This is a genomic window from Nonomuraea sp. NPDC049419 (assembly GCF_040676995.1).
Classification (GTDB): domain Bacteria; phylum Actinomycetota; class Actinomycetes; order Streptosporangiales; family Streptosporangiaceae; genus Nonomuraea; species Nonomuraea salmonea.
Map to the genome: position 1 here is coordinate 847,321 of NZ_JBFAQB010000003.1, position 25,284 is coordinate 872,604.

25 protein-coding genes and 1 riboswitch are annotated in these 25,284 nt (G+C 71.4%); of the genes, 17 read left to right on the top strand and 8 right to left on the bottom strand.

Annotation, left to right across the window (positions count from 1 at the left end):
• Nucleotides 1–10: 10 nt before the first annotated feature.
• From AB0K12_RS13885 to AB0K12_RS13915, 7 genes are all read left to right on the top strand, one after another.
• On the top strand, nucleotides 11–682 hold the full coding sequence (locus tag AB0K12_RS13885) for a response regulator transcription factor (protein ID WP_364559742.1): 672 nt from the start codon (nucleotides 11–13) through the stop codon (nucleotides 680–682).
• Nucleotides 683–1,274: 592 nt separating this feature from the next.
• Nucleotides 1,275–2,597 (top strand): NYN domain-containing protein, encoded by a 1,323-nt coding sequence (locus AB0K12_RS13890; protein WP_364559744.1) that lies wholly within the window; start codon nucleotides 1,275–1,277, stop codon nucleotides 2,595–2,597.
• A gap of 146 nt (nucleotides 2,598–2,743) precedes the next feature.
• Nucleotides 2,744–3,658, top strand: a complete 915-nt coding sequence (locus tag AB0K12_RS13895; protein WP_364559747.1) for an NlpC/P60 family protein — start codon at nucleotides 2,744–2,746, stop codon at nucleotides 3,656–3,658.
• Nucleotides 3,659–4,408: 750 nt separating this feature from the next.
• A riboswitch (cyclic di-AMP (ydaO/yuaA leader) is annotated at nucleotides 4,409–4,574 on the top strand.
• Between the two features lie 94 nt (nucleotides 4,575–4,668).
• Complete coding sequence (locus tag AB0K12_RS13900; RefSeq protein ID WP_364559749.1) at nucleotides 4,669–5,175, top strand: C40 family peptidase; 507 nt, start codon at nucleotides 4,669–4,671, stop codon at nucleotides 5,173–5,175.
• A gap of 89 nt (nucleotides 5,176–5,264) precedes the next feature.
• Complete coding sequence (locus tag AB0K12_RS13905; protein WP_364559752.1) at nucleotides 5,265–6,074, top strand: hypothetical protein; 810 nt, start codon at nucleotides 5,265–5,267, stop codon at nucleotides 6,072–6,074.
• An 11-nt stretch (nucleotides 6,075–6,085) separates the two neighbouring features.
• Nucleotides 6,086–7,687: a M48 family metallopeptidase gene (locus tag AB0K12_RS13910; RefSeq protein ID WP_364559755.1), complete on the top strand. Its 1,602-nt coding sequence runs from the start codon at nucleotides 6,086–6,088 to the stop codon at nucleotides 7,685–7,687.
• Nucleotides 7,654–8,784: a glycosyltransferase family 4 protein gene (locus AB0K12_RS13915; RefSeq protein WP_364559757.1), complete on the top strand. Its 1,131-nt coding sequence runs from the start codon at nucleotides 7,654–7,656 to the stop codon at nucleotides 8,782–8,784. The genes AB0K12_RS13910 and AB0K12_RS13915 overlap by 34 nt, the downstream gene beginning before the upstream one ends.
• Nucleotides 8,785–8,787: 3 nt before the next feature.
• Here the strand turns inward: AB0K12_RS13915 and AB0K12_RS13920 are convergent, their stop codons facing one another.
• The 3 genes from AB0K12_RS13920 to AB0K12_RS13930 are packed head-to-tail and all read right to left on the bottom strand — an operon-like array spanning nucleotide 8,788 to nucleotide 11,794.
• The gene (locus AB0K12_RS13920) at nucleotides 8,788–9,645 is read right to left on the bottom strand and encodes a carbohydrate ABC transporter permease (protein ID WP_364373919.1); all 858 of its coding nucleotides are present in this window, start codon (nucleotides 9,643–9,645) and stop codon (nucleotides 8,788–8,790) included.
• Entirely contained in the window at nucleotides 9,642–10,514 is an 873-nt protein-coding gene (locus AB0K12_RS13925; RefSeq protein ID WP_364373916.1) for a sugar ABC transporter permease, read from the bottom strand. The genes AB0K12_RS13920 and AB0K12_RS13925 overlap by 4 nt, the downstream gene beginning before the upstream one ends.
• The gene (locus AB0K12_RS13930; protein WP_364559761.1) at nucleotides 10,514–11,794 is read right to left on the bottom strand and encodes an ABC transporter substrate-binding protein; all 1,281 of its coding nucleotides are present in this window, start codon (nucleotides 11,792–11,794) and stop codon (nucleotides 10,514–10,516) included. The genes AB0K12_RS13925 and AB0K12_RS13930 overlap by 1 nt, the downstream gene beginning before the upstream one ends.
• A gap of 148 nt (nucleotides 11,795–11,942) precedes the next feature.
• On the opposite strand from AB0K12_RS13930, the gene AB0K12_RS13935 reads away from it, so the two are divergent.
• Entirely contained in the window at nucleotides 11,943–13,217 is a 1,275-nt protein-coding gene (locus tag AB0K12_RS13935) for a hypothetical protein (RefSeq protein WP_364559764.1), read from the top strand.
• A 4-nt stretch (nucleotides 13,218–13,221) separates the two neighbouring features.
• Here the strand turns inward: AB0K12_RS13935 and AB0K12_RS13940 are convergent, their stop codons facing one another.
• A complete protein-coding gene (locus AB0K12_RS13940) occupies nucleotides 13,222–14,973 on the bottom strand; it encodes an AMP-dependent synthetase/ligase (RefSeq protein ID WP_364559766.1) in 1,752 nt (583 codons plus the stop codon).
• A 166-nt stretch (nucleotides 14,974–15,139) separates the two neighbouring features.
• On the opposite strand from AB0K12_RS13940, the gene AB0K12_RS13945 reads away from it, so the two are divergent.
• The 7 genes from AB0K12_RS13945 (at nucleotide 15,140) to AB0K12_RS13975 (ending at nucleotide 21,043) form a co-directional block, all read left to right on the top strand.
• Entirely contained in the window at nucleotides 15,140–15,907 is a 768-nt protein-coding gene (locus tag AB0K12_RS13945; protein ID WP_364559769.1) for a metallophosphoesterase, read from the top strand.
• A gap of 49 nt (nucleotides 15,908–15,956) precedes the next feature.
• Entirely contained in the window at nucleotides 15,957–16,394 is a 438-nt protein-coding gene (locus AB0K12_RS13950; protein WP_364559772.1) for an SRPBCC family protein, read from the top strand.
• Nucleotide 16,395: 1 nt separating this feature from the next.
• The gene (locus tag AB0K12_RS13955; RefSeq protein ID WP_364559775.1) at nucleotides 16,396–17,577 is read left to right on the top strand and encodes an ArsA family ATPase; all 1,182 of its coding nucleotides are present in this window, start codon (nucleotides 16,396–16,398) and stop codon (nucleotides 17,575–17,577) included.
• A gap of 27 nt (nucleotides 17,578–17,604) precedes the next feature.
• Nucleotides 17,605–18,117 carry a DUF5304 family protein gene (locus tag AB0K12_RS13960; RefSeq protein WP_364559778.1) on the top strand — a complete coding sequence of 171 codons (513 nt, stop codon included), beginning with the start codon at nucleotides 17,605–17,607 and terminating at the stop codon, nucleotides 18,115–18,117.
• A 14-nt stretch (nucleotides 18,118–18,131) separates the two neighbouring features.
• Nucleotides 18,132–19,064 (top strand): ROK family glucokinase, encoded by a 933-nt coding sequence (locus AB0K12_RS13965; RefSeq protein ID WP_364559781.1) that lies wholly within the window; start codon nucleotides 18,132–18,134, stop codon nucleotides 19,062–19,064.
• 129 nt (nucleotides 19,065–19,193) lie between these two features.
• Nucleotides 19,194–19,895 carry an endonuclease/exonuclease/phosphatase family protein gene (locus AB0K12_RS13970; protein ID WP_364559836.1) on the top strand — a complete coding sequence of 234 codons (702 nt, stop codon included), beginning with the start codon at nucleotides 19,194–19,196 and terminating at the stop codon, nucleotides 19,893–19,895.
• Between the two features lie 38 nt (nucleotides 19,896–19,933).
• Complete coding sequence (locus AB0K12_RS13975) at nucleotides 19,934–21,043, top strand: hypothetical protein (protein WP_364559784.1); 1,110 nt, start codon at nucleotides 19,934–19,936, stop codon at nucleotides 21,041–21,043.
• A gap of 105 nt (nucleotides 21,044–21,148) precedes the next feature.
• On the opposite strand, the gene AB0K12_RS13980 is transcribed toward AB0K12_RS13975, so the two are convergent.
• Both AB0K12_RS13980 and AB0K12_RS13985 read right to left on the bottom strand, forming a co-directional pair.
• Nucleotides 21,149–21,628, bottom strand: a complete 480-nt coding sequence (locus AB0K12_RS13980; RefSeq protein ID WP_364559787.1) for a hypothetical protein — start codon at nucleotides 21,626–21,628, stop codon at nucleotides 21,149–21,151.
• Nucleotides 21,629–21,674: 46 nt separating this feature from the next.
• Nucleotides 21,675–22,433, bottom strand: a complete 759-nt coding sequence (locus AB0K12_RS13985) for an alpha/beta fold hydrolase (RefSeq protein ID WP_345401101.1) — start codon at nucleotides 22,431–22,433, stop codon at nucleotides 21,675–21,677.
• Between the two features lie 162 nt (nucleotides 22,434–22,595).
• On the opposite strand from AB0K12_RS13985, the gene AB0K12_RS13990 reads away from it, so the two are divergent.
• Nucleotides 22,596–23,303 carry a lysophospholipid acyltransferase family protein gene (locus tag AB0K12_RS13990; protein WP_364559790.1) on the top strand — a complete coding sequence of 236 codons (708 nt, stop codon included), beginning with the start codon at nucleotides 22,596–22,598 and terminating at the stop codon, nucleotides 23,301–23,303.
• A gap of 49 nt (nucleotides 23,304–23,352) precedes the next feature.
• Here the strand turns inward: AB0K12_RS13990 and AB0K12_RS13995 are convergent, their stop codons facing one another.
• A complete protein-coding gene (locus tag AB0K12_RS13995) occupies nucleotides 23,353–23,814 on the bottom strand; it encodes a MarR family transcriptional regulator (RefSeq protein ID WP_345401107.1) in 462 nt (153 codons plus the stop codon).
• Nucleotides 23,815–23,895: 81 nt separating this feature from the next.
• On the opposite strand from AB0K12_RS13995, the gene AB0K12_RS14000 reads away from it, so the two are divergent.
• Nucleotides 23,896–24,321, top strand: coding sequence for a DoxX family protein (locus AB0K12_RS14000; RefSeq protein ID WP_355424855.1), 426 nt, complete (start codon nucleotides 23,896–23,898; stop codon nucleotides 24,319–24,321).
• 16 nt (nucleotides 24,322–24,337) lie between these two features.
• Here the strand turns inward: AB0K12_RS14000 and mmuM are convergent, their stop codons facing one another.
• A complete protein-coding gene (gene mmuM / locus AB0K12_RS14005; protein WP_364559795.1) occupies nucleotides 24,338–25,204 on the bottom strand; it encodes a homocysteine S-methyltransferase in 867 nt (288 codons plus the stop codon).
• Between the last annotated feature and the right edge of the window lie 80 nt (nucleotides 25,205–25,284).

Genomic DNA, 25,284 nt, shown 5'->3' on the forward strand with positions numbered 1-25,284 from the left:
AGGAGATCTCATGACCAGACCCGATCAGGGCGGCCCGATCAGGGTGCTCATCGTCGACGACGACCCGATGGTGCGGGCCGGGCTGTCGATGATCCTCGGCGGCGCCGGCGACATCCAGATCGTCGGTGAGGCCGCCGACGGTGCCGAGGTGCCGCCGCTGGTCGCCGAGCACCGGCCGCGGGTGGTGCTGATGGACATCCGCATGCCGGGGGTCGACGGGCTGACCGCCACCGAGGCGCTGCGCCGCACGTCCGCGCCGCCCGAGGTGGTGGTGCTGACCACGTTCCACGCCGACGCGCAGGTGCTGCGCGCGCTGCGGGCTGGGGCGGCCGGGTTCCTGCTGAAGGACATCGCGCCGGCCGACCTGGTGGCGGCCATCAGGAAGGTCGCGGCGGGCGAGCCGATCCTGTCGCCCGCGGTGACGCGCCAGCTCATCAGCCATGTGGCCGACGGCGGGGCCGACGACCGCACCCAGCGGGCCAGGAAGCTGCTCGCCCGACTCAGCGAGCGCGAGCGCGAGGTGGCGATGGCCGTCGGGCGGGGCAAGTCCAACGCGGAGATCGGGCGCGAGCTGTTCATGAGCGTGCCCACGGTCAAGGCGCACGTCTCGCGCATCCTCACCAAGCTCGACCTCAACAACCGGGTGCAGGTGGCGCTGCTGGTCTACGACGCCGCCTCGTAGCCCGCCGGCGACCGCTCGATGGTGGCGCGGTGCAGCACCGGGTCGTCTAGGCGCGGCAGACGTCGGCGCTGCTCATGGAGTCCGGCAGGCCGGGCAGGCCGCCGCCCACGGTGAGGTCCTGGAAGAAGCGGTGCAGGAAGATCATCCAGGACACGTCCCGGTACGTGCCGTGCGTCCACTCGCAATAGGCCCGCTGCGCCTCACGTCCGGCGGCACCTCACCGTCCACCCGCTCCATGACCAGGAACGGCGTGCCCAGCGGCGGGCTCGAACCAGCGGGCCCTGGGCGCTGGGATCCCAGCTTTTCCCTGGCCAGGCGCATCAGCTCGAACTGCGTGCGCAGATCGTAGGAGGGAAAGACGGGAACGGCCTCCGCCGCAGGTGCCAGGCGGTGGCGCGTTCCCGCAGTTCGGCCAGGTCGCGGGTGGACGTACGAAGCTGCTCTGCCACGGTGGACCTCCCGGGGGAGACGGGTCCTGCGACACTCGCAGACCGCCTAACAAGCGCTTGTCCACAGCCGGGTGGCCGTTACGGTCAGGTACGCAACAGCCGTACCCTTGTCTGAAAGGGCATGTCACGAAGGGACAAGTGGGATGAGTTCAGCGGGTGAAGGCCTGTCTCGCCCGCTTCCCGAGCAGGTGCGGCTCAACGTCGTCGATCTGGCGTCGCAGGTCCTCGGCACGATGCCGGCTGCGACGATCCCGCCACCCCTGCGCGGCATCGCCAAATTCGACCCCCGCAAACGCGCCAAACTCGGCGGCGCGCCCATCGCGGCGCAGCTCGAGAACGACAAGAAGTTCCGCGAGCTGGTCGCCGAGTCTGTCGCCGCAGGCTGGCCCGAGCTGGTTACCGCGCTGGCCGACGGCAACGTGCCACCGGCGGCCGATCCCGTGCTGGTGGCGGCGGCAGCCTATCTGACCCGGCCGCCGGGTTGGGCGGAAATGATCGAAACCGCCCGAGCCGACCTCGAACGTTCGGCCGTGGCGGCGGAGGGCTCCGAGCGCGAGGAGGCGGTCGCCCGCCTGCGCGAGCAGCTCGCCGCCCAGAAGACCGCCGCCAAGGAGGAGGCCGACCGGCTGCGCGAGCAGCTCAAGGCGGCCCGCGCAGAGAACTCCGACCTGCGCCGCAAGCTCCACGACGCCCGCGAGCGGGCCAAGGCGGCGGTGCGGCGGGCCGAGGAGATGGAGCACGCCGCCGAGGAGGCCAGGACCGCCGCCTCCCACGCGGGCAGCGGCGCCGAGGCCGAGCTGCGGCGGCTGCGTGAGCGCCTCGCCGACGTCGAGAAGCAGCTCGAAGCCTCGCGCCGGGCCGCCCGCGAGGGCAGGAGCATCGAGGACGCCCGCATCCGCGTGCTGCTCGACGCCCTCCAGGACGCCTCCGCCGGGCTGCGCCGCGAGCTGGCGCTGCCGACCACGATCAGCCGGCCCGCCGACTCGGTCGCGGCGGTCACCGGCGAGCGCCCCAACGTCCGCGGCGTGCCCGCCCGCGCCCTGGCCGACGACGACCCGCAGCTGCTCGACCAGCTCCTCGCGCTGCCGCAGGTGCACCTCATCATCGACGGCTACAACGTCACCAAGACCGGCTACGGCACGCTCACCCTCGCCGACCAGCGCACCCGGCTCATGAACGGGCTCGGCGGCCTCGTCGCCCAGACCCGCGTCGAGGTGACGGTGGTCTTCGACGGGGCGGAGCTCAACGCGCCGGTGCAGGTGGTGGCGCCGCGGGGGGTGCGGGTGCTGTTCAGCGCGCCGGGGGAGATCGCCGACGACCTGATCCGCCAGCTCGTCCGCGCCGAGCCGCCGGGCCGGGCCATCGCCGTCGTCTCGTCCGACCGCGAGGTGGCCGAGTCCGTACGCCGGATGGGAGCCAGACCCGTTCCGTCTGGTTTGCTGCTGCGCCGACTGAGTCGCGCCTAAGTTACGAATTGGTAGGTTTAGCACTAGCCCACCCGCCACTTCTGTACTATTTCGCCCCAGATGTAAATCCTGGGGAGGGCGATACAGTGAGGTTTGGCCGGGTGCCGATGGCCGCGGGTCTCGCGTTCGGACTGATGCTGACTCCGATGGGAGCGGCCCTCGCTGATCCCCAGCCCACGCTGGCCCAGGCGAAGGCCAAACTGGAGAAGCTCAACGACAAGGCGGACAAGGTCGTCGACCGGTACAACACCGCCACCGAGCGCTACAAGAAGGCCAAGGGCACCTACTCCTCGCTCGACACCAGTTACAAGCGCAAGCTGGCCACCGTCGCCGACCTGCGCGCCCAGGTGGTCGGCATGGCCGTCGACAGCTACAAGCTGGGCGAGGACATCACCTCATGGCCCGGCATCTTCGGCTCGAACGACCCCCAGGGCCGCCTGTCCGGGCTCGCCGTGGCCGGGCAGCTCTCCCAGGAACGCCTGCAGAAGCTCGCCGCCTTCGACCGGGAGAACCGGGGCCTGAAGATCGAGCGGGACAAGGCGCAGAAGGCGCTCAAGGCCGCCGACAAGGAACGCGACGCCGTCCAGAAGGAACGCTCGGAGATCCTCAAGCTGATCGCGCAGCAGAAGAAGCTGCTGAAGAAGCTGGGGGCGTACAACCCGGGCAACCCCAACAGCACCGGCATCAAGTACACCGGGCCGGCGTCGGGGAGCGCGGCGGCGGTGCTGCGGTTCGCGTACGCGCAGGTCGGCAAGCCGTACGTGTTCGGCGGCACCGGGCCCGGCGGGTACGACTGCTCGGGGCTCACGCAGGCGGCCTGGCGGGCCGCCGGGGTCTCGCTGCCCCGGACGACGTGGCAGCAGTGGGCCTGGGGCCAGAGCCGGCGGGTCTCCCTGGACGCCCTGCAGCCCGGCGACCTCATCTTCTCCGAGGGCCTCGGACACGTCAGCATTTATGCGGGTAACGGGCAGATCGTCCACGCGCCGCAGACCGGCGACGTCGTCAAGGTCGTCAAACTCTCCGCCTACGGCCGCAACCTCGTCGGCGCCATCCGCCCGTAACCCGACATCCGGCTCCGGGCTCCGGGCTCCGGGCTCCCAGCTCGCAGCTCCGGGCTCCCGGCTCCCGGGCGATCCGGCCGCTCAAGCCCGGCCGCTAAGGTTTTTGTCCGGCCGGGTAAGCCCCGGCGGTTCGGCCGCCGGGGGTTACTACGTGACCGCGGGGGTTCCGGCCTGGCGCCGGCTCCTGACGCTCGCGCTTGGCACGCCCCTCATCGCAGTCGCGTTCAGCATCAGCACTCTGCGCACGCGGAGGCCGCTCGGCTGTGATCCGTGTCGCAGCTCATCTACGAAGATCCATAGTTTCCAAGTTCCTTGATCCACCTGGCTGCGACGGGTATGACCTCTTGATCGGTCACTACTAGGGCAAGTCGTACAAAGGGCGGATTTTTTCGGAACGGCGTCCCTCGTGTCCGGCAGGCCGGCGGGGGGAGAAGAGTGTTCGCGTTTGTGACCGGTGTGACTCATGTGACTGCTGGGACCTGACAGAAGCCGGCGAAAGCAAGTGTGAGTGAGGTCACATTTTGGTCACAAGGCCTGGGGTTCCAGCAGGGGTTTCAAGTCTGACAAATCCCGCTATCTGATCTTTACAGGGGCATTCACGCTTTGCCGATCCTTGACCCTTCGGCGTAGCTTCTGGCGTCGTCGCGGTGAACAAGCCATGTCGCCGCGAACCGGCATCGGTCCCTCCCGATGTGAGACAGATCAAAATCCGCCGGTCGGCCCTGATATCCCCATCGCACTTCTGATCGGGGTGCCGACCTGCCGAATCCGTGCAGCCAGGAGGCACGGAGCCGGGGACCCAGCGATCCCACGTTCCCCAAGGGATCAGGGGTGAATCGGCGCGCCCATCGCGCCGTAGGGCGACTTCCACGCCCGAATCCGTCAGCTAACCCGGTAGGCGTTCGTGGAAGACACAAGGAGAAATCCTGTCTAACTCCCTGCAGAACCCCCGCCTGTCCCGCCTTGCCCTGAGTGGCGTAGCACTCACGATGACCGTGACGGCCGGAGGTATGGTCCTCCATGCCCCGGCGGCCCAGGCGGCGACGACCCGCGAGACCAGTGCGGCGGCCGGCGCGACGGTGAAGGCGGCGACCACCGCCCGCACCACGGCGTCGGCGAAGGCCCGTAAGAAGGCCGCCAAAGCCGCCCGGCAGAAGGCGAGGGCCGGCAAGGCCGTCGCCGTGGCCAAGAAGCAGATCGGTGACCCGTACCGTTACGGGGGCACAGGACCTGGTTCGTTCGACTGCTCAGGCCTCGTCCAGTTCGCCTGGAAGAAGGCCGGCGTCAAACTCCCGCGCGTGACGAACAGCCAGTTCGCCCGCACGAGGAAGAAGGTCTCCTGGCGCAATCTCAAGCCAGGCGACCTGATGTTCTTCAACGGGCTCGGCCATGTGGGCATGTACGTCGGCAAGGGCAAGATGATCCATTCACCGCGGACAGGTGAACGGGTACGCATCGACAAGCTGAGCGGATGGCGAAGGTCGTCCTTCGTCGGCGCCGTCCGTCCCGGCGTGTGAAGAAGCCCCGTCCGGATCCTCCCCGATCCGGACGGGGCTCTCGCGTTCCCGAGCCCTGACCCGCAGGGCAGCGCATACGATCGGGCACTGTGTCCGAGCAGGTGAGCCGACGAGTCGCGGTGACCGGCCTGGTGCTCCTCGCCGTCTCGGCCGCCGCTCCGCTGCCTGACGCGCCCGTCCTGCCTGCGCGGGCGCGCGACCTGTGGCCGGGGCCCCACGTCGTACGCCGCGGCCGGTGGTCCACGGTCGTGGGCCACGACGCCGCGGGGCTCGACGAGCTGGCGCGCAGGGCCGACACGGCGGGCCGGCGGGTGTCGGCGGTGCTCGCCCGCCCCGTACGCCCCCTGATCGTCGTCCCGGCCGACGCCCGCGAGGCCGCACGCCTGGCCCGGGTGGGCGGGGTGGACGGGCTCGCGGCGGTGGCCGACGGCACGCGGGTGATCGTCGTCCCCGAGGCGTTCGCCACCCTCAACCCCGTCGGCAGGGACGTCGTCCTCGCCCACGAGCTCACGCACGTCGTCGCCGGCACCGACGGCCTGCCCGTCTGGCTGTACGAGGGCTTCGCCGACTACGTCGCCTACCGCGACGCCGGACTGCCCGTGGCGACGGCCGCCGCCGAGCTCGCCGCCGAGGTGCGCGCCGGGCGCCTCCCGACCGTTCTGCCCGGACCTGCGGCTTTCGCGGCGGACGGGGGTGACCCGGCCGGGCTCGCGCGGGCGTACCAGGAGGCGTGGCTGGCGTGTCGCTTCCTCGCTGACCGGTTCGGTGAGGGGACCCTGGTGAGGCTCTACCGTGCGGCCCGCGTGGACGGGGCCGATCGGGCACTCGCCGCGCTCGGGCTCTCCGTCGCGACGCTGACCGCGCGGTGGCGCGCGTACGTGCGGGATCAGCTCGTGTGAAGGGGAGGCAGATGAGCGAACGACAAGACCCGGACGACCGGGAGACGAACCACGCCCCGGAGGAAGAGACCCGGGATGCGGAGGGCGCCCTGACAGCGGTGGGCGCCCCAAGCTCACCGGCCACGGAACCCGCCGCTAGTGATCCGGCGAGCAGCGGGCCGAACGAGGGGAAGGCCCGCGGCGGCGGGCCGGACAGCGGAGCGGCCGCCGGGAACGGCGGCGAGGAGCGCGGAAAGGGCCGGAGCGGCGGGCCGGACGGCGGGGCCGCCGGGAACGGCGGCGAGGAGCGCGGAAAGGGCCGGAGCGGCGGGCCGGACGGCGCGGGCGCCGGAGGCGGGGGGAAGGGTGCGGGGATGGACGAGCGGGGGGTGACCACGCCGGCGCTGCGCCGTCAGGCGGGCGTGGCGCTGGCGCTGCTGGGCATCGTGATCATCGCCGTGGCCGCGTTCACCACACCGTGGCACGTCCTGACGGGCGGCCCGCCCGACCCGGCCCGCGACTTCGCCGCCGCCCAGATCGCCAGGGGAGAGGCGTTCGACGCGGCGACGAGCCTGCCGAGCTACCTCTCGCTCGCGCTCACCCTCATCTTCGCCGGCCTGCTGGTGGCGACCCCGTTCGGGGCGAAGGTGCTGGGCGTGCTGAAGGGCCCGTGGTGGCTGCGGGTGATCATCGGCACCGTGGTGATCACCGCGATCGTCGAGGCGCTCAGGTGGCCGCTCGGCATGTGGTTCGAGACGATCATGCGCGAGTACGGCCTGTCCACCCAGGACTGGGCGGGCTGGACGGCGGACCGGCTGAAGAGCCTGGGCGTGGAGACGGTCCTGCTCAGCCTCATGCTGCTGGTCCTGGTCGCGCTGGCCCGCCACGTGCGGCGCTGGTGGATCCCGGCGGCGCTGGGGGCGTTCGCGTTCACGGTGGCGGCCTCGTTCGTCTACCCGGTGGTGTTCGAGCCGCTGTTCAACGAGTTCACCCCGATGCGGCAGGGCGCGCTGCGGACGAACCTGCTCGACCTGGCCGCGCGCGACGGCGTGCCGGTGGAGGACGTGCTGGTGGCCGACGCCTCACGCAGGACGACGGCGCTCAACGCGTACGTGTCGGGCTTCGGCGCGACCCGCCGCATCGTCGTCTACGACACGCTGCTCAAGGCCCCGCAGCGCGAGGTGGAGCTGGTCGTGGCGCACGAGCTGGGCCACGCCAAGTACGACGACGTCCTGCACGGCACGCTCATCGGCGCGCTCGGCTCGGCGTTCGGCGCGATCCTGCTCTACCTGGTGTTCGACCCGCTGCGGCGGCGGACGAAGGTCACCTCGATCACCGACCCGCGGGCGGTCGGCGCGCTGCTGGGGCTGATGACGATCGGCGGGTTCCTGCTGGGCCCGGCCCAGAACCTGATCAGCCGGCACATCGAGGCCAGGGCCGACGTGCACGCGCTGGATCTGACGCGGGACCCTGCCACGTTCATCGCCATGCAAAAACGCCTGGCAACGACCAACATTTCCGACTTGACGCCAAATGCGGTGGAATATGTGCTCTATGCCTCCCATCCGTCAAGTCCCGAGCGCATCGCCATGGCCCGCGCATGGGCCCGGCTGAACGGCGTGCCCATCCCGTGACACCTTCCGCCGTGCTCTTCGTCACGAACGACTTCCCGCCCCGCACGGGCGGGATCCAGTCGTTCGTGCACGGGCTCGCGCTGCGCACGCCAGGCGTGACGGTCTACGCCCCCGCCTGGCCGGGCAGCGCCGAGTTCGACCGGCGCCAGCCGTTCCGCGTCGTGCGGCACCCCACCCGGCTCATGCTGCCTGTCCCGGCCGTCGCGCGCACGGCGGCCGGGCTGGTGGCCGCGCACGGCGTGCGGACCGTGGTGTTCGGGGCGGCGGCGCCGCTCGGCCTGCTCGCCCCGCGGCTGCGCGGGGCGGGCGCCGAGCGGGTGGTGATGCTCACCCACGGCCACGAGGCGTCGTGGGCGAGCGCGCCGGGCTTCCGCTCGGTGCTGCGCAGGATCGGCGATCACGCGGACGTGGTGACGTACCTGGGGGAGTACACCCGCGCCAGGCTGGCCCCCGTCATCCCGCCGGGCAAGCTCGTCAGGCTCGCGCCCGGCGTGGACGTCGGGCAGTTCCAGCCCGCGGCGGGCACGCCGGTCAGGGCCGGGCTGGGCCTCGGGGAGCGGCCCGTGGTGGTGTGCGTGTCGCGGCTGGTGCCGCGCAAGGGCCAGGACCGGCTCATCGCCGCCTGGCCGCAGGTGCTGCGCTCGGTACCGGACGCGGTGCTGCTGCTGGTGGGCGGCGGCCCCTACCGGCGGCGGCTGGAACGGCTGGCGGGCGGGCACGAGTCGATCAGGTTCACCGGCACGGTCCCCGCCGCCGACCTGCCCGGCTACTACGCGGCGGCGGACGTCTTCGCGATGCCGTGCCGCACCCGGCTACGAGGCGTGGACGTGGAGGGCCTCGGCATCGTGTTCCTGGAGGCGTCCGCGACCGGCCTGCCGGTGGTGGCGGGCCGGTCGGGCGGGGCCCCCGACGCCGTACGACCCGGCGAGACCGGCCTGGTCGTCAACGGCGAGGACCCCCGCGAGATCGCGCAGGCCGTCGTCGAGCTGCTCACCGACCCCCAGAAGGCCCGCAAGATGGGCGCGGCCGGCCGCGACTGGATCACCGGCGAGTGGACCTGGGACGAGGTCGCCGCCCGCTTCCGCGCCCTGCTCTAGCTCTCACCCCTTCGTCGAGCCCAGCGTGAGCCCGGCCACGAACTGCTTGTGCAGGAGCTGGAAGACGATCAGCGTCGGCAGCGCCACCAGCATCGACCCGGCGGCCAGCAGGTTGTAGTCGGTGAAGAACTGGCCGCGCAGGTTGTTCAGCGCCGAGGTGACCGGCAGCTTGTCGCCCGACGACATCAGCACCAGCGCCCACAGGAAGTCGTTGTACATCCAGGTGAACTGCAGCGTGCCGAGCGCCGCCAGCGCCGGCCGGCACAGCGGCAGCGTCAGCGTCCAGTAGCGCCGCCACACCCCGGCGCCGTCCACCAGAGCCGCCTCGGAGATCTCCTCGGGGATCGTGCGCATGAAGTTGGCCAGCACGAAGACGCAGAAGCCGAACTGGAACGCCACGTGGATGAGGATCAGCCCCAGGTAGGAGTCGTAGAGCGACTGCGAGTCCGACAGCCACGCGGGCAGCGGGACCAGCGTGTAGAGGGTGTAGAGCGGGGTGATGAGCACCTGCGGCGGCAGCAGGTTGCCCGCGGTGAAGACGATCAGCAGCGTCCTGCGCCCCGGGATGCGCAGCCGGGCGATCGCGAACGCCGTGAACGAGGCCATCAGCAGCGTCACCAGCACGCCGGGCACCACGATGTAGAGCGTGTTGAGGTAGTAGCGGGGCAGCTCGGCCTGTGTCCACGCCTCGGCGTAGTAGGTGAGCGTCAGGCTCTCCGGCAGCGAGAAGTAGCCGAGGCGGGCGGTCTCCTCGTACGGCCGCAGCGAGGCGTACACGGCGAGCACCAGCGGCAGCAGCCACCCCAGGGCCACCAGGGCGAGGAAGGCGTGCAGCAGCACCCGCAGCGGCCGCCACCTCATCGCTCCTCCCTGAACAGCTGCGACAGGTACGTGACGATGAACCCCAGCGAGATCACCAGCAGGATCACCGCGATCGCCGAGCCGAACCCGATCCTGCTGGCCTCGCCCACGATGTTCTCGGTGACCAGCACCGACAGCAGCTCCAGCCCGTTCCTGCCCTTGTTGATGGCGTAGACGATGTCGAAGGCCCGCAGCGCCTCGATGACCGTGATCACCAGCACGATCACGTTGACCGGGCGCAACGTCGGGAACACCACCCGGAAGAACGCCTGCCGCTCGTTCGCCCCGTCGATGGCCGCAGCCTCCTTCAGCGCGGGATCGACCGCCTTGAGCCCGGCCAGGTAGATGATCATGACGTAGCCGACGTGCCGCCACGCCGCCGCCACCATGACGACCCAGATGTTGACCGCGCGGTCGCCCAGCCAGTCCACGCTGAGCCCGGTCACCGCGTTCAGCACGCCGTAGTCGGAGGAGTAGACGAGCTGCGCGATGAAGCCCACCACCGCCAGCGAGAGCACGACCGGCATGTAGAGGGCGCTCTGGTAGAAGCGCGACAGCCGCAGCCGGCGGTCCAGCAGCACCGCGCAGAACAGCCCGAACGGCGTCGCCACCAGCCCCAGGAAGCCCAGCCACAGCACGTTGTTGCGGACCGCCGACCAGAACGGCGGATACTCCGCCGCCAGGTCGTGATAGTTCTCCCCGCCCACCCACTCGATGGGCCCGATGCCGTTCCAGCTCGTGCCGGAGAGCCAGACGGAGGCCAGCGTGGGCCCCCAGACGAGGCCCACGTTGACGACGATGGCCACCCCCAGCCCGATGACCAGGATGGTCACGTCGCGGGCGGAGTAGCGACGGGTCTTGGCGGCCATCAGCGGAAGATGTTCGCCTTCTGCTTCTCGATGCCGGCCAGCAAGGGGTCGATCTCGTCGGGTTTGCCGACGAACGTCTGCAACGACGGGATCATCACGGTCGAGGCGAAGTCGGGCCTGGTGTCGCGGTCGAGGAACTGCGCGATGTGCGTGGCCTTCGACACCAGCTCGGCGCCGCGCTTCTGCAGCGCGCTGTAGCCGGAGGTGTCGGCCTTGGAGCTGGCGGCCAGCGTGCCGGGATCCAGCTTCGTGGCGATGTTCTGGGAGGACGCCTGCGCGAGGTGCTTGATCAGGGCCTTCGCGCCCTCGACGTTCTTGGCCTTGGCGGAGATCATGTAGCCGTCGATGGGGGCGTCGATCGAGTCGGTGCCGTACGCCGGGTTGATCTCGGGGAAGGTGAAGAAGTCCAGGTCGTCCCGGTCGGCCTCGGGGAACTGCTGGGCGACGAACATCCCGAGGAGGTACATCCCGGTCTTCTTCTGCGCCAGCGACTGCCCGGCCTCCTGCCACGTACGGCCCAGCGCGGCCGGCTGGTGGAACTCCATCAGCCCCCGCCAGGTGTCGAACACCTGCCTGACCCGGGGGTCGGTCCACGACTCCTTGCCCGCCATGAGGGAGATGTGGAAGTCGTAGCCGTTGATCCGCATGTTGAGGATGTCGAACGTGCCCATCGCCGGCCAGCCGTCCTTGTCGGCGAACGCGATCGGCACGATGCCGTCCGCCTTCATCCTCCTGGCCAGCGCGGTGAACTCGTCCAGCGTCGCGGGCGGCTCGTAGCCCCGCTCCCGCCACAGGCTCTTGCGATAGAACACCGCCCACGGATAGTAGGTGAACGGGACGAAGTACTGCTTGCCGTCCACGCCCGTCGACTGGTCCTTGAACGCCTGCGTGTAGTCGCCGCCGATCTCCTGCCACACGTCCGAGATGTCCACCGCCAGGCCCTGCTCGGCGAAGAACTGCATCCGGTACCCGGCGAACCAGGTGAACACGTCCTCGGGGGTGCCGCGCAGGTAGCGGTTGATGTTCTCCTGGAAGGTGTTGTGGTCGACGGTGTTGATCCTGGTCGTGGCCTGGGTGAAGCCCTTGACCACGGTTTCCAGCGTCTTCTTGGGGATCTCGTCGGAGGCGTTCGAGCCTATGGTCACCGTGCCCAGCCCGCCGCCGCCCTGGCCGGCGGGCGACGGGGCGTCCGAGCCGCAGCCGGCCAGGACGGCGGGGACGCCGAAGGCGGCGGCTCCTAAGATGAGGTTGCGGCGGGAGATCGGCGGTGGTTGGTCCATGTGGGTGCCTCCTTGACGGAATTCCCCCGACTTCGCGCACTTTCCTTCATCGAAAAGGCCCCTTTTCGGACTGTCAACGCCTGTTTTCACGACAACCTGCGCCCTAGAAGGCCGTGTCCGGAATAATCCGCCTATGTTCTGGCGACCTGTGCCCGTGGTTCTGACGGCTGTGGCGATGCTCGCGGGCGCGGTCGGATGCGCGTCAGGAGGGCCGGAGCGGGCGGCCACGCCCGAGCCGTCGAAGGGCGCGGCCACGTCCGGGCCGTCGCAGCGCGCCGCCGCCCCCGACTGCACGAAGGCCGGGCCGCGGGACTTCGACGGTGACGGCCGGGACGACGTCGCCGTGGGGAACAGGATGCTGTCGGGCGGCCAGGTCTCCCTGCTGACCGCCGGCAGGCTCGTCCGCCTGACCATCCAGGACGAGGCCGCCGACGCCGTCGGGTCGTCGGTGGCCCTGACACGGGTGGACGCCGACGGCTGCGCCGACCTCGTCGTCGGAGCGCCGTACACGAAGGTGAACGGGAAGGGCGGCGCCGGCGCGGTCTACGTCCTGTACGGCGGCGGCACCCGCCCCCACCGCAAGCTCGTCGCCCCCGAGCCCCAGGAGAACGCCAGGTTCGGCAGCTCGGTCGCCGCGTACGGCGGCACCATCGCCGTCGGAGCGCCCCTGGAGAAGGAGCGGGGCGCCCGCGCGGCGGGAGCCGTGTACGTCTTCCCCGAGGGGGCCGCCGACGCCCGCCGCATCAGCCAGGAGACCGAGGGCGTACCGGGCAACAGCGAGGCGGGCGACCGTTTCGGCCACTCCCTGGCGCTCGGCCCCCTGCCGGACGGGCGGCTGCGCCTGCTCGTCGGCGCCCCCGACGAGCGCAAGGACGGCACGGGCCAGCAGCTCGGGGGCGGAGGAGCGGGCCACACGGGCTCCGTCACCCTGATCGACGAGGTACGGGCGGAGCGCTACCAGGCACTCAAGTTCGACGGAGCATCGGAGGAGTGCGCCTACGGGGCGGCCGTGGCGCACCTGCCCGGCGACCGATGGGCGGTCACCGCGCCCCGCTGCGGCACCCTCCAGGTCAACGGCACCTCCGGCCCGGTCAGGACCGTCAGCTGCCAGGCCTGCGCCGGCTCCCAGGCCCTGTCGGCGCTGGCGGTCTCACCGGACGGCCGCCTGGCGGTGGCGTGGGGCGACTCGGCGGTGGTGCTGCTGCCGGACGACGAGGAGGGCGTACGCGACCAGGTCGTCCCGACGCTGCCCGGCGGCAACTGGCCGGTCGCCTTCTACGGCTCCAAGCTGGTCTTCGGCCGCCCCAGGGACACCCCGCCGCTGACCGTGACCGTCCACGACCCCGCCACCGGCACGTCGGAGGAGGTCGCTGTCGAGGGCGGCCCCGGCGACGTGGAAGGCGTCGGCGAGGCACTCGGCTGACGGCCTACGATCGGGAGTCGTAGAGCGCTTCGATGTCGTCGGCGAAGTCGCGCATCACCAGGTTCCGCTTGACCTTGAGGGTCGGCGTGAGGTGGCCGCTCTCCTCGGTGATGTCCGCGTCGAGGATGACGAACTTCTTGATCTGCTCGGCCTTCGACACCATCGCGTTGGCCCGGTCGACCGCCCCCTGGATCTGCGCCAGCACCTCGGGGTCGGACTTGAGGCCGGCGACGGCGGCGCCTTCCGGCAGGGCCTCGGGGTCGAGGGTGATCAGGGCGGCGACGAACGGCCGCCCGTCGCCGATGATCATGGCCTGGGAGACCAGCGGGTGGGCGCGCAGCGCGTCCTCAAGGGGGCCGGGCGCGACGTTCTTGCCCGCCGCCGTCACCAGGATCTCCTTCATCCGCCCGGTGATGCGCAGGTAGCCGTCGGCGTCGAGCTCGCCCACGTCGCCGGTGTGGAACCAGCCGCCGGCGTCGATCACCTCGGCGGTGGCCTCCTCGTTCTTCCAGTAGCCGTGGAAGACGTTGCGGCCCTTGGCGAGGATCTCGCCGTTGTCGTCGATGCGCAGCGTGACGCCGGGCAGCGGCTTGCCGACCGTGCCGATCTTGTTGCCGCCCGGCATGTTGACCGAGACGGGCGCGGAGGTCTCGGTGAGGCCGTAGCCCTCGAAGACCTCGATGCCGACGCCGCGGAAGAAGTGGCCGAGCCGGTCGCCGAGCGCGGAGCCGCCGCTGACCGCGGCGGACAGGCGCCCGCCGGTGGCCGCGCGCAGCTTCGCGTAGACCAGTTTGTCGAACACCGCCCGCTGCAGCCGCAGCCCGAGCGGCGCGCCGCCCGAGCTCTCCGCCTTGCTCCAGGCCACCGCGACGTCGGCCGCGCGGGCGAAGATCTTGCCCTTGCCGCCGGAGATCGCCTTCTGCTCGGCGGCGTTGTAGACCTTCTCGAACACGCGCGGCACGCCCAGCAGGAACGTCGGCTGGAAGTCCTGCAGGTCGGGGGCGACGTTCTTCATGTTGGGCGTGTGCGCCATGATCGCGCCCGCCTCGATGAGCACCACCTGGATCATCCGGGCGAAGATGTGCGCCAGCGGCAGGAACAGCAGCGCGGCCGGCTCCTTGCGGGCGAACATCGGCTCAAGCGGGCCGCGCAGCACGTTGAGAGCGGTGAACAGCAGGTTGTCGTGCGTGATGCGGCAGCCCTTGGGCCGCCCGGTGGTGCCCGAGGTGTAGACGACGGTGGCGAGGTCGGCGGAGGTGACCTGCTTCCTGCGCGCCTCGACGTCGGCGTCGGTGACGCCGCCGGTCTCCAGCGTGCCGTCCACCCGCCACAGCGCCTTGAGCTCGGGCGCGGCCTCCTTGACGGCCTGCTCGTGCGCGTCGAGCTCGACGAACGCCGCCTTGGCCGCGCTGTCGGCGATGATCCACCTGATCTGCTCGACGGAGGAGGTCTCGTAGACCGGCACGGTGACCGCACCGATCGTCCAGATGGCGTAGTCGACGAGCGTCCACTCGTAGCGGGTGCGCGACATGAGCGCGACCCGGTCGCCGTGCTCGACGCCGGCCGCGATCAGGCCCTTGGCCACCTCGACCACCTGGTCGCGGAACTCGGCCGCGGTCACCACCGGCCAGCCCGACTCGGCCTTGCGCCGCATCACCACGGCGCCCGGCTCCTGCTCCGCGCGCCGGAAGACGGTGTCGGCCAGGCCGGCGGAGGCAGGCACATCGACCAGGACGGGGACGCTGTACTCGCGCACGAACTCAACTCCTCTTCGGACTCCGCCTGGACGTTACCGCCTGAAGTTACGCGCCGGTAGCTCCGTCATTGAGGCGTTATGAAGGGCGTTTCACACGCTAGCAAGCCGAAGGCCGTCCTGCGGTGCGGCGCGGGCCCCCGAGCAGACACCGCATAGGATCTGCCTCATGAGGGTCCACGTCGTCAGCGACGTCCACGGCAGGGCAGACGCGCTCGCCAGGGCGGGTGACGGCGCCGACGCGCTGATCTGCCTCGGCGACCTCATCCTGTTCGTCGACTACGACGACCACGCCCAGGGCATCTTCGCCGACCTGTTCGGCGCCGACAACGCCACCCGGTTCATCGCGCTGCGCACGGCCAAGCGCTTCGACGAGGCCAGGGCCATGTCGGCGCGGCTGTGGGCGACGCTCGACGGCGACCCGCGCGAGCACATCGAGCGCAACGTCCGCGCCCAGTACACCGCCCTGTTCGCCGCCATGCCCACCCCCGCCTACCTCACCTACGGCAACGTCGACCTGCCCCGCCTGTGGTCCGACTACGTCAGGCCGGGCCACCAGGTGCTCGACGGGCAGGTGGCGGAGATCGGCGGGCTGCGGTTCGGGTTCGTCGGCGGCGGGCTGCAGACCCCATACCGCACGCCGCACGAGATCAGCGACGAGGAGTACGCCGCCAAGGTCGAGGCCGTCGGCGAGGTCGACGTCCTGTGCTGCCACATCCCGCCCGCCCTGCCCGAACTGCTCTACGACGTGGTGGCCAGGCGGTTCGAGCGCGGCAGCGAGGCCACGCTGGAGGCGATCAGGCGCACCCAGCCCCGCTACGCCCTGTTCGGCCACGTGCACAATCCCCTCCACGCGCGCGCCCGCGTGGGCCGCACCGAGTGCGTGAACGTGGGCCACTTCCGCAGCAGGGGCGTCCCGTACGTCCTCGAATGGTGATCTGGGCCCTTACGCCGCCACCGGCGGTTTGTGCACTAACGTGGTCGCCATGGCTGATCGGACCACTTCGAGCACCACGATCGGCGCCGGGCGCGCCGACGTCATGGCGGTCATCGCCGACTTCCCCAGCTACCCCCAATGGGCCGGCCAGGTCAAGAGCGCCGAGGTCCTGACCAGCGACGACGCCGGACGGCCGAGCACCGTGCGTTTCACCCTCGACGCCGGGCCGATCAGCGACACCTACACGCTCGGCTACGCCTGGCAGGGCGACGAGGGCGTGAGCTGGCAGGTGGTCGAGCCCGGCAAGATGGTCTCCGACCTGCGCGGAAGTTACCGGCTCTCCGAGTCGGGCAGTGGCACCGACGTGACGTACGAGCTGACGGTCGACCTCAGCGTCCCCATGATCGGCATGATCAGGCGCAAGGCCGAGAAGGTCATCGTGGACACCGCGCTCAAGGGCCTCAAGAAGCGCGTCGAAGGCCGCTGAGGTGCACCCGCGGGTTCTGCTCTTCACCGGCAAGGGCGGGGTGGGCAAGACGACGGCCGCTGCCGCGACGGCCACGCTGGCCGCCCGCCGCGGGCTGAAGACGCTGATCGTGTCCACCGACACGGCCCACTCGCTGGCCGACGCGCTCGCCGCCGAGCCCGGCGAGATCGCGCCCGGCCTGCACCTGCACCAGGTGGACACGCAGAAGTCGATGGAACGCCAATGGGGCGAGCTGCGCGACTACGCGCGGGGCGTGCTGGCCGAGCTGGGGCTCGACGAGATCACCTCCGAGGAGATCACCGTCCTGCCGGGCGCGGAAGAGCTGATCGCCCTGCTGGAGCTGCGCCGCCACGCCCGCGACGGCTGCTGGGACGTCATCGTCGTCGACTGCGCGCCCACCGCCGAGACGCTGCGGCTGCTGGCGCTGCCCGAGGCGCTCGACTGGCACGTCAACCGGCTCATGCCGGTCGGGCGCCGGGTGCTGAAGCTGGTCTCGCCGTTCGTCCGCGGCGTGGCCCGCGTCAGCGCGCCGGGCGACGACGTCATGAACGCGGGCGAGCGCTTCCACCGCGGCCTGATGGAGGTGCGCGAGCTGCTCACCGGCGACCACGCCTCCGTGCGGCTCGTGCTCACCCCCGAGTCGGTGGTGCTGGCCGAGGCCAGGCGCACCCTGACCTCTCTCAGCCTGTACGGCTACCGCGTCGACGCCGTCATCGCCAACCGGGTCTTCCCCGGCGGCGACGGCGCCGACGCGTGGCGCAAGGGATGGGTGGAGGCGCAGTCGAGGCTGCTGGCCGAGGCCGAGCAGTCGTTCGCGCCGCTGCCCATCCACGTCGTGCCCTACCTGCCCGCCGAGCCCGTGGGCAAGGACGCGCTGGCCGAGGTGGGCGCCGCGATGTACGGCGACGCCGACCCGTTCGCCGCCCACTCCGTACGCCCGCCGCTGCGCATGAGCGCCGACGAGCTGGAGCTGGCCCTGCCCGGCGCCGACCGGGAGAACGTCGACCTGGCCCGCAAGGGTGACGAGCTGATCGTCACGGCGGGCCCGTACCGCAGGATCCTGGCCCTTCCCGCGGCGCTGGCCCGCAGGGAGATCAGCGGAGCGGCGCTGCGCGACGGTGTGCTTCGCGTCACGTGGTCCGCCGAGGGAGCGAATCCGCGACCTGATGAGTTGAATGGATGAGCGACCCCACGAGCTTGGAGGACCAGGATGAGCGACAACAGTGACAGGAACGGCAGAGACGCCCATAGGGACACCCATAGGGAGACCGGGCGAGAGAGCTCCGGTCAGGCCGACAGGGACCCGATCGGCACGGTGGCCGACGAGGCGCGCAAGCTGTTCGAGTCGCTTCAGGGCCGGGCGACCCGCCAGGTCGGCAAGAGCGTGTTCGACTCCTTCACCGGCTCGCTGTCCGGCGCGGTCGGCGGCCGCTCCCGCAGGGAGCGCGACGTGTGGGAGGAGGCCGTCTCCGAGCCCCACGACGAGTACATCTGCCGGGCCTGCCCGGTGTGCCGGGCGATCGCGGCGCAGCGCGAGTCGGGCGGCGACGTGACCGGCCACCTGGTGGCCGCCGGCGGTGAGCTGTTCGCCGCCTTCCGCGGCGCGCTCGACGCGCTGAGCAAGCCCGCCCCCCGCGGACCCCGTGACCGGCGCGACACGCAGCGCGAGGACCGTGACAATCGTGACAATCGTGACAACGTTCAACACATAGATCTGGGATAGGGAGACACGCGGCAATGCTCACGATCGGTGTCGACATCGGCGGGACGAAGGTGGCCGCCGGTGTGGTCGACGACAACGGCGAGATCGTCGAACACACGCTGAGGCCCACCGCCGCCGACCGCCCCGACAAGGTGGCGGAGACGGTGGCCGACGTCGTTCGCGAGCTGTCCGAGGGCCGGGACGTCGAGGCGGTCGGGGTCGGCGCGGCCGGCTTCGTCGACGAGAGCCGGTCCGTCATCCGCTTCGCGCCCAACCTCGCCTGGCGCGAGGAGCCGCTGCAGAAGAAGATCAGCGGCCTCGTGGGCCTGCCGGTCGTCATCGAGAACGACGCCAACGCCATGGCCTGGGGCGAGACCAGGTTCGGCGCGGGCAGGGGGCAGTCCCACGTCGTCTGCCTGACCCTCGGCACCGGCATCGGCGGCGGGCTCGTCTTCGACGGCGCCCTCTACCGCGGCCGCTGGGGCATGGGCGCCGAGCTGGGCCACATGCAGGTGCAGCCGGGCGGGCGCGAGTGCGGCTGCGGCAACATCGGCTGCTGGGAGCAGTACGCCAGCGGCCAGGCCCTGGTCAAGGAGGCCAGAGAGCTGGCCGGCGCGCAGCCGGAGCGGGCCGCCACGCTGCTCGGGCTGGCCGGCGGCAAGATCGAGGGCGAAGAGGTCACCGAGGCCGCCAGGCTCGGCGACGAGGTCTCCCTGGCCGCCTTCGCCAACCTGGCCGACTGGCTCGGGCAGGGCATGGCCGACCTCGCCTCCATCCTCGACCCCGGCTGCTTCATCGTCGGCGGCGGCGTGTCCCGCGCCGCCGACCTGTTCATCGACCGCGCCAGACAGGCGTTCGCCGAACGGCTCACCGGCCGCGGCCACCGCCCCCTGGCCGAGATCCGCCTGGCCGAGCTGGGCGCCTCCGCCGGCGTCGTGGGCGCCGCCGACCTCGCCCGCCGCCGCTAGCCCCCAGCGGCCGGTGACCACCTCGCCAGCCGGCCCCGAGGCCCGGCGACTCGTGGCCGCCTGGCCGGCCGGCCGGGCCCGGCGATCCGTGATGCCAGGGCCCGGCGGCGCCGGAGGCGGCGACCTGTGATGCTTCCTGTCCGGGTCGGGACGTACAACGTGCATGGGATGCGGGCCGGGCTCGCCGCGCTCGCGCCGGTCGTCGTCGCGCTGCGCGCCGACGTGCTGTGCGTGCAGGAGGTGCCGAGGTTCGTGCGGTGGCGGGCCAGAAGGGGCGCGCTGGCCGCCTCGGCGGGGCTCGCCGTCGCCACCCACGGCAGGGCGGGCGGCGTCGCCGTGCTCACCGGGCCGCGCATGCGCGTGCTGCACGCCGAGCACCACGCGCTGCGCCCCTTCCGGGGGCTGGAGCGCCGCGCCCTCGCCCTGGCCGTCGTGGAGCCGATCCGGGACGGGGGCCGGCTGGTGGTGGGGTCGTTCCATCTCGACCTGGACGAGGCGGCGCGGGCGTACCACGTCGAGGAGATCATCGCCCTCATGGAGAACGCCGCCGCCCGGCACGACGCCTCCATCGTGCTCGGCGGCGATCTCAACGAGCAGGACCACCAGCCGGCCTGGCGCCACCTGGCGGCGCGGCTGGCCGACTGCCACGCCGAGGCGCCGGCGGGCGGCGGGCCGACGTTCAAAGCGCCGCGCCCGCGCCAGCGCATCGACGCGGTGTTCGCCGCCCCCGAGATCGCCGTCGTGTCGTGCGGAGTGCCGCTCACCGGCACCGATCAGGCGGGCGCGAGTGACCATTTCCCGGTCGTGGCGGAGTTGAGAGTTGGGCACTAACGGGCAAGACAGGCGCGTGAGCCCGTAGCATTTCCCTCATGACCCGTCGCTTTCAGCGGCGTGCGCTCTCTCTGATCTTGGCGACGTCCGTGGCCTTGACGCAGGTCACGCCCGCCGCGCATGCCGATCCCCGGCCCGCCGCCGAAGCGTGGCAGCAGTCGACCAGCGTGCGCCTCCAGGCCGACGGCTCGCTGTCCGACGTGCTCGCGATCACCGCAGACAACGTCTGGGCGGTGGGCCAGCAGGAGATCTGGGACGTCTGGAAGAACCGCGGCACCATCCGCCACTGGAACGGCAGCAGGTGGGCCGAGATCGGCATCCGCGACGCCACGGCCGCGGGCAGCCTGCGCGGCCTGGCCGCCGCGTCGGCCTCCGACGTCTGGGCGGTCGGCGACGGGCACGACGGCCTGCCCTACCTCGCCCACGGCGACACGGCCGGGTTCGACCGGGTCAGGCCCCAGGGGCTGCGCGCCGGCGACTGGCTCGGCGGCATCGACGCCAAGCCGGGCCGCGTCGTGGCCGTCGGCAGCCGCGAGAAGAACGGGCTCATCCTCACCGGCCAGGGCACCACCTGGACCGTGCAGCAGACCAAGGAGAAGGGCGCCCTCTACGCGGTGTCCGGCGGGTTCGCGGTCGGCGACACCGGCACCAGGCCGCTGGTCGTCCACTACTCGGGCGGCTCGTGGAAATCGATGACGCTGCCCTCCGTCCCCGGCGGCTACCTGCGCGACATCCAGGTCGACAGCTCCAAGCGGGCGGTGGCCGTGGGCGGCGTCTACCGCGGCCCAGGCGACATCTCGCCGCTCGCGCTGGTCTGGAACGGCAAGCGCTGGAGCCGCCTGCGGCTGCCCGGCTCGTCCGAGGCCAGGCTCTACGGCGTCACCGGCGACGGCAAGGGCCGCTACTGGATGACCGGCTACGACCCGGCCCACGCCGCCGTGCCGTTCATGCTGCGCTGCGAGAAGGGCTCCTGCACGATCATCCGCGGCGCCACCCAGAAAGACCGCGACAGCGTACGCCTGCAAGCCGTCACCTACCTCGCCGGCAAGGGCACGGTGTGGGCGGTCGGCCACGCGGTCGACCCCGACGACCAGTACACCGACGTGGTGGAGTCGTTCGTGCCCAGGACCAGCACCCAGAAGTCCTAGCCCGGGCCCGCACGCCAGCCTCTGAAGGACGGCGCCGTCCTAGCCCGGGCCCGCACGCCAGCCTCTGAAGGACGGCGCCGTCCTAGCCCGGGCCCACGTCAGCCTCTAAAGGACGGCGCCGTCGTCCCAGCCGGAGTCGTTGGGCGGGCCGTCGCCCATGCGCACGACCAGCGCCACGAACCCGCCGATGAACGCCGCCACCGCCGTGAACAGCGCCCACCCCTCCATGTGCCAGCTCGCCATGGCCGCCACCAGGAGATAGGCGGGACCGCCGAACAGCGCGACCCACGCCAGCTTGGTCGCCAGGTCGAGCTTGGGCAGCGGAGGCGGCGGCGGAGGCACGAAGTGGCCCTCCTCCTCATCGTCCTCGGAGCCCTCGCCCGTGCTGTCGTCGGCGCCGTCGCGCGGCGGGTCGTCGTCCTCGCCCGGCTCGCTCTCGGGCGGCTTGACCACCCGGCGGGTCGGCTCGGCGGGGAGGTTTTCGCTGTCCGGCCATGGCTGGTCGGCCGAATCGCGCTCGGCTGTGTCGTTGAAGGACGCGACGATCTGCCGCCAGACCTCGTCCTCGTCACTCTGGGGCGTCACCTAGATGGGCCTCTCCGCAGCGATCGCGACTTCCCCCTGGGTGCGATCAGTCCCTCTGCAAGGGTACCGAGGCATGTGTCCGGATGAAGTCGAGGCTCCCGGCAAAGATCCTGTCGGCATCGTTGTCCAGCGTCGCAACATGGTAGCTATCGGTAAGCTCCTCGATCGTGGCCTGCGGGACCTTCGCGCGGATGATCGCGACACTCGTCGGCTTCACCACGTGGTCCTCCGTGCTGTGGAAGACCAGCAGCGGTTGTGTCACCTTCGCCAGGTCGGCCTGCACCAGCGACCACAGGCCCGGCAGCGAGGCCGCCGCCTTGACCGGGGTGCGCGTGTAGGCCAGCTCCGTCACGCCGGGCTTCTTGACGTCGTTGGCGACGCCCGGCACGGACGCGACGAACCACTTGAGCAGCGGAGCCAGCCTCAGCAGCGGCACGTCGAGCGCGATCGAGGGGTTGACGACCATCACGCCCCTGATCGCCGCGCCGTGCACCTCGGCGAGTCGCAGCGCGAGGCAGCCGCCCAGCGACAGCCCCGCCACGAACACCTCCGCGCAACGGCCCTGGAGATCGGCGAACGCCTTCTCCACCTCGGCGTACCAGTCCTCCCAGCGGGTGCGGTTCATCTCCTGCCACCTGGTGCCGTGACCGGGCTGTCGGGGCAGCGAAACGCTGAGCCCGTGCCCGGCCAGGTATTCGGCCCACGGCCGCAGCGACTGCGGCGTGCCGGTGAACCCGTGGCACAACAGCACGCCCACCGGGCCTGCATCATGGTGGTAGGGCTCCGCGCCTGGCATGAGCGGCATAACAGCTCCTCCGTGCTGTTTCATTCCGGCAATTTCTGCCGGAACGGCCCGATCGTCGCACGTTCTGGGGTAATTGTGCGAGAGGTGAGGTAGGAGCATGGCCCGCGAGGTGGGAAGATGACTCTGCCGATCTCGACGACGTGACCAGGGAAGAGGTGCCAGGTGTTCTACTGGGTGGTCAAGGCCGTCTTGGGGCCGTTTCTCCACCTCGTGTTCCGGCCCTGGACCGAGGGCGCGGAAAACGTGCCCAAGCAGGGGCCCGCGATCCTCGCCGGCAACCACCTGTCCTTCGCCGACCACTTCTTCGGCCCGCTCCAGATCCGCCGCAAGGTCATCTCGCTCGGCAAGGCCGACTACTTCACCGGCCGCGGCGTCAAGGGCTTCTTCACCCGGCTGTTCTTCAGCGGCGTCGGCACCGTGCCCATCGACCGCTCGGGCGGCAAGGCCAGTGAGGCCGCGCTGCGCACCGGGCTGCGCATCCTGCGCGAGGGCAACATCCTCGGCATCTACCCCGAGGGCACCCGCTCGCCCGACGGCCGCCTCTACAAGGGCAAGACCGGCGTGGCGCGGCTCGCGCTGGAGTCGCGGGTGCCGGTGATCCCGTGGGCGATGATCAACACGTACGAGATGATGCCGCCCGGGCGCCCGCTGCCCAAGCTGGGCATCCGTCCCGGCGTGCGGTTCGGCAAACCGCTCGACTTCTCCCGCTACTACGGCATGGAGGACGACCGGCTGGTGCTGCGCGCGGTGACCGACGAGATCATGTACGCGCTCATGGAGCTGTCGGGCCAGGAATACGTCGACAAATACGCCGCGAGCGCCCGCGTCGAGATGGAGCGTGCGGCCCGCGCAGCGGCCGCCAAGAGCTGAGGGCCGGAGCTGAGGGCCGGAGCTGAGGGTCAGAGCTGAGGGGGGCCGCTCACGCGGAGGAGCGTAAGGCCTCCTCCGCCCTGCGCATGGCGCTCGTCATCGCCTGCAGCTCCTCCCTGCTGAGCCGGTCGATGAGGTACGCCCGCACCACCTCCAGGTGACCGGGCGCCACCCGCTCCAGGCAGCGCACGCCCGCCTCGGTGAGCACGGCCAGCACGCCCCTGTCGTCCGACGGGCACGTCTCCCGCTCGACCAGCCCCGCCTTCTCCAGCTGGGTCACCTGGTACGTCAGCGCGCTCTTCGACACCACCACCCCCCTGGCCAGCTCGGTCATGCGCAGCCTGCGGCCGGGGGCGGCGGAGAGCCGCACGAGGATCTCGTATTGCGGGTGGGTGAGCCCGGCAGAGGCTTTGAGCTGCTCTTCGATGCGCCGCTCAAGCAGGTGGGAAGTGGCCAGGAAGGCGCGCCATGCGGCCATCTCCGTCGAGTCCAGCCATCGGGGGTCCGTCACCGACTCAGTGTACTGTCGTTCGAATTTGAACCATCACTGCTAGAGTTGTCGTTCAAATCTGAACATCAAGAAGGAGCACGCATGGTGGATCAGGGGCGCCCCGTCGTCCTGCTGCTCGCCAGGGTCGCCGTCGGGGTGATCTTCCTGGTGCACGGCTATCAGAAGTTCGCGACCATGGGCATCGAGGGCACGACCAAGTTCTTCGAGTCGGTGGGCATCCCGCTGGCCGGCGTCGCCGCGCCCGCCGTGGCCGCGCTGGAGGTGCTCGGCGGGCTGGCGCTGATCCTCGGCGTCGCGCTGCCCGTCGCCGGGTCGCTGCTGGCCCTCGACATGCTCGGCGCCATCGTCTTCGTGCACGGCGCCAACGGGCTGGCCGGCGAGGGCGGCTACGAGTTCGTGCTGGCGCTGGCCGCGGCCAGCCTGGCGGTCGGCTTCACCGGCGGGGGAGCCTTCGCCCTCGACAACGTGCTCCTGCGCCGCCGCCGCACCGCCCCGGCCGTCGCCTGACCCGTAAGATCCTGGCTCAGGACAGGTGGGCGCGGATCTGCCTGACGTACTCCGGCGTCGTGCGGCAGCAGCCGCCGATCAGAGACGCGCCCGCCTGCTGCCACTCCTTGGCCGCCTGGCCGAACTCCACCGGGTCGGCCAGGCCCGTCCAGCGGCGGAGCCCGGCGTCCCACGTCTCGCCCGAGTTCGGGTAGACGACCACGGGCAGCCCGCTCGACAGGCAGCCGATCAGGCCGGGGATGTGGCGCGGCGCCGTGCAGTTCGCGCCCACGGCCACCACCTGCGGGTTGCCGCCGAACACGGCCGCCGCCTGCGCGATGGGCGTGCCGTCGCTCAGCCGCTCGCCGTCGCGGCACGAGAAGGCCACCCACGCCTTCACCTCGGGCGTGCCGGCCAGCAGCCGGGCCAGCGCCCGCGCCTCCGGATAGGACGGGATGGTCTCGCAGGCCATCAGGTCGGCCCCGGCCGCCGCGAGGATCTCCCAGCGGGGGCGGTGCCAGGCGTACAGGCCGTCCTCGTCGAGGTCGTAGTCGCCGGTGTACTCGGCGCCGTTGGCCAGATAGGCGCCGTACGGGCCCACCGAGGCCGCCACCAGCCCGCGCCCGTGCTCGTCGCGGGCCTGCGCCGCCAGCTTCACCGACAGCCGCAGCAGCCGCTCCGCCTCGCCGGCGCCGAGCCCGCGCCGCTCGAACCCCGGCAGCGTCGCCTGGTAGCTGGCCGTGGTCGCCACGTCGGCGCCCGCCGCGAAGTAGCACGCGTGCGCGTGCCTGATCAGCTCGGGCTCCTCCAGCAGCAGCCGCGCCGACCACAACTCGTCGCGCAGGTCGGCGCCGAGGCTCTCGAGCTGGGTCGCCAGCCCTCCGTCCAGGACAAGTGTCGTCACCCGTTCAGCGTACGCAGCCGCGGGGGGGGGGCGGGGGGGGCCGGCGGGGGCGCGGGGGGGGGCGGCGGGGGGGGGGGGAA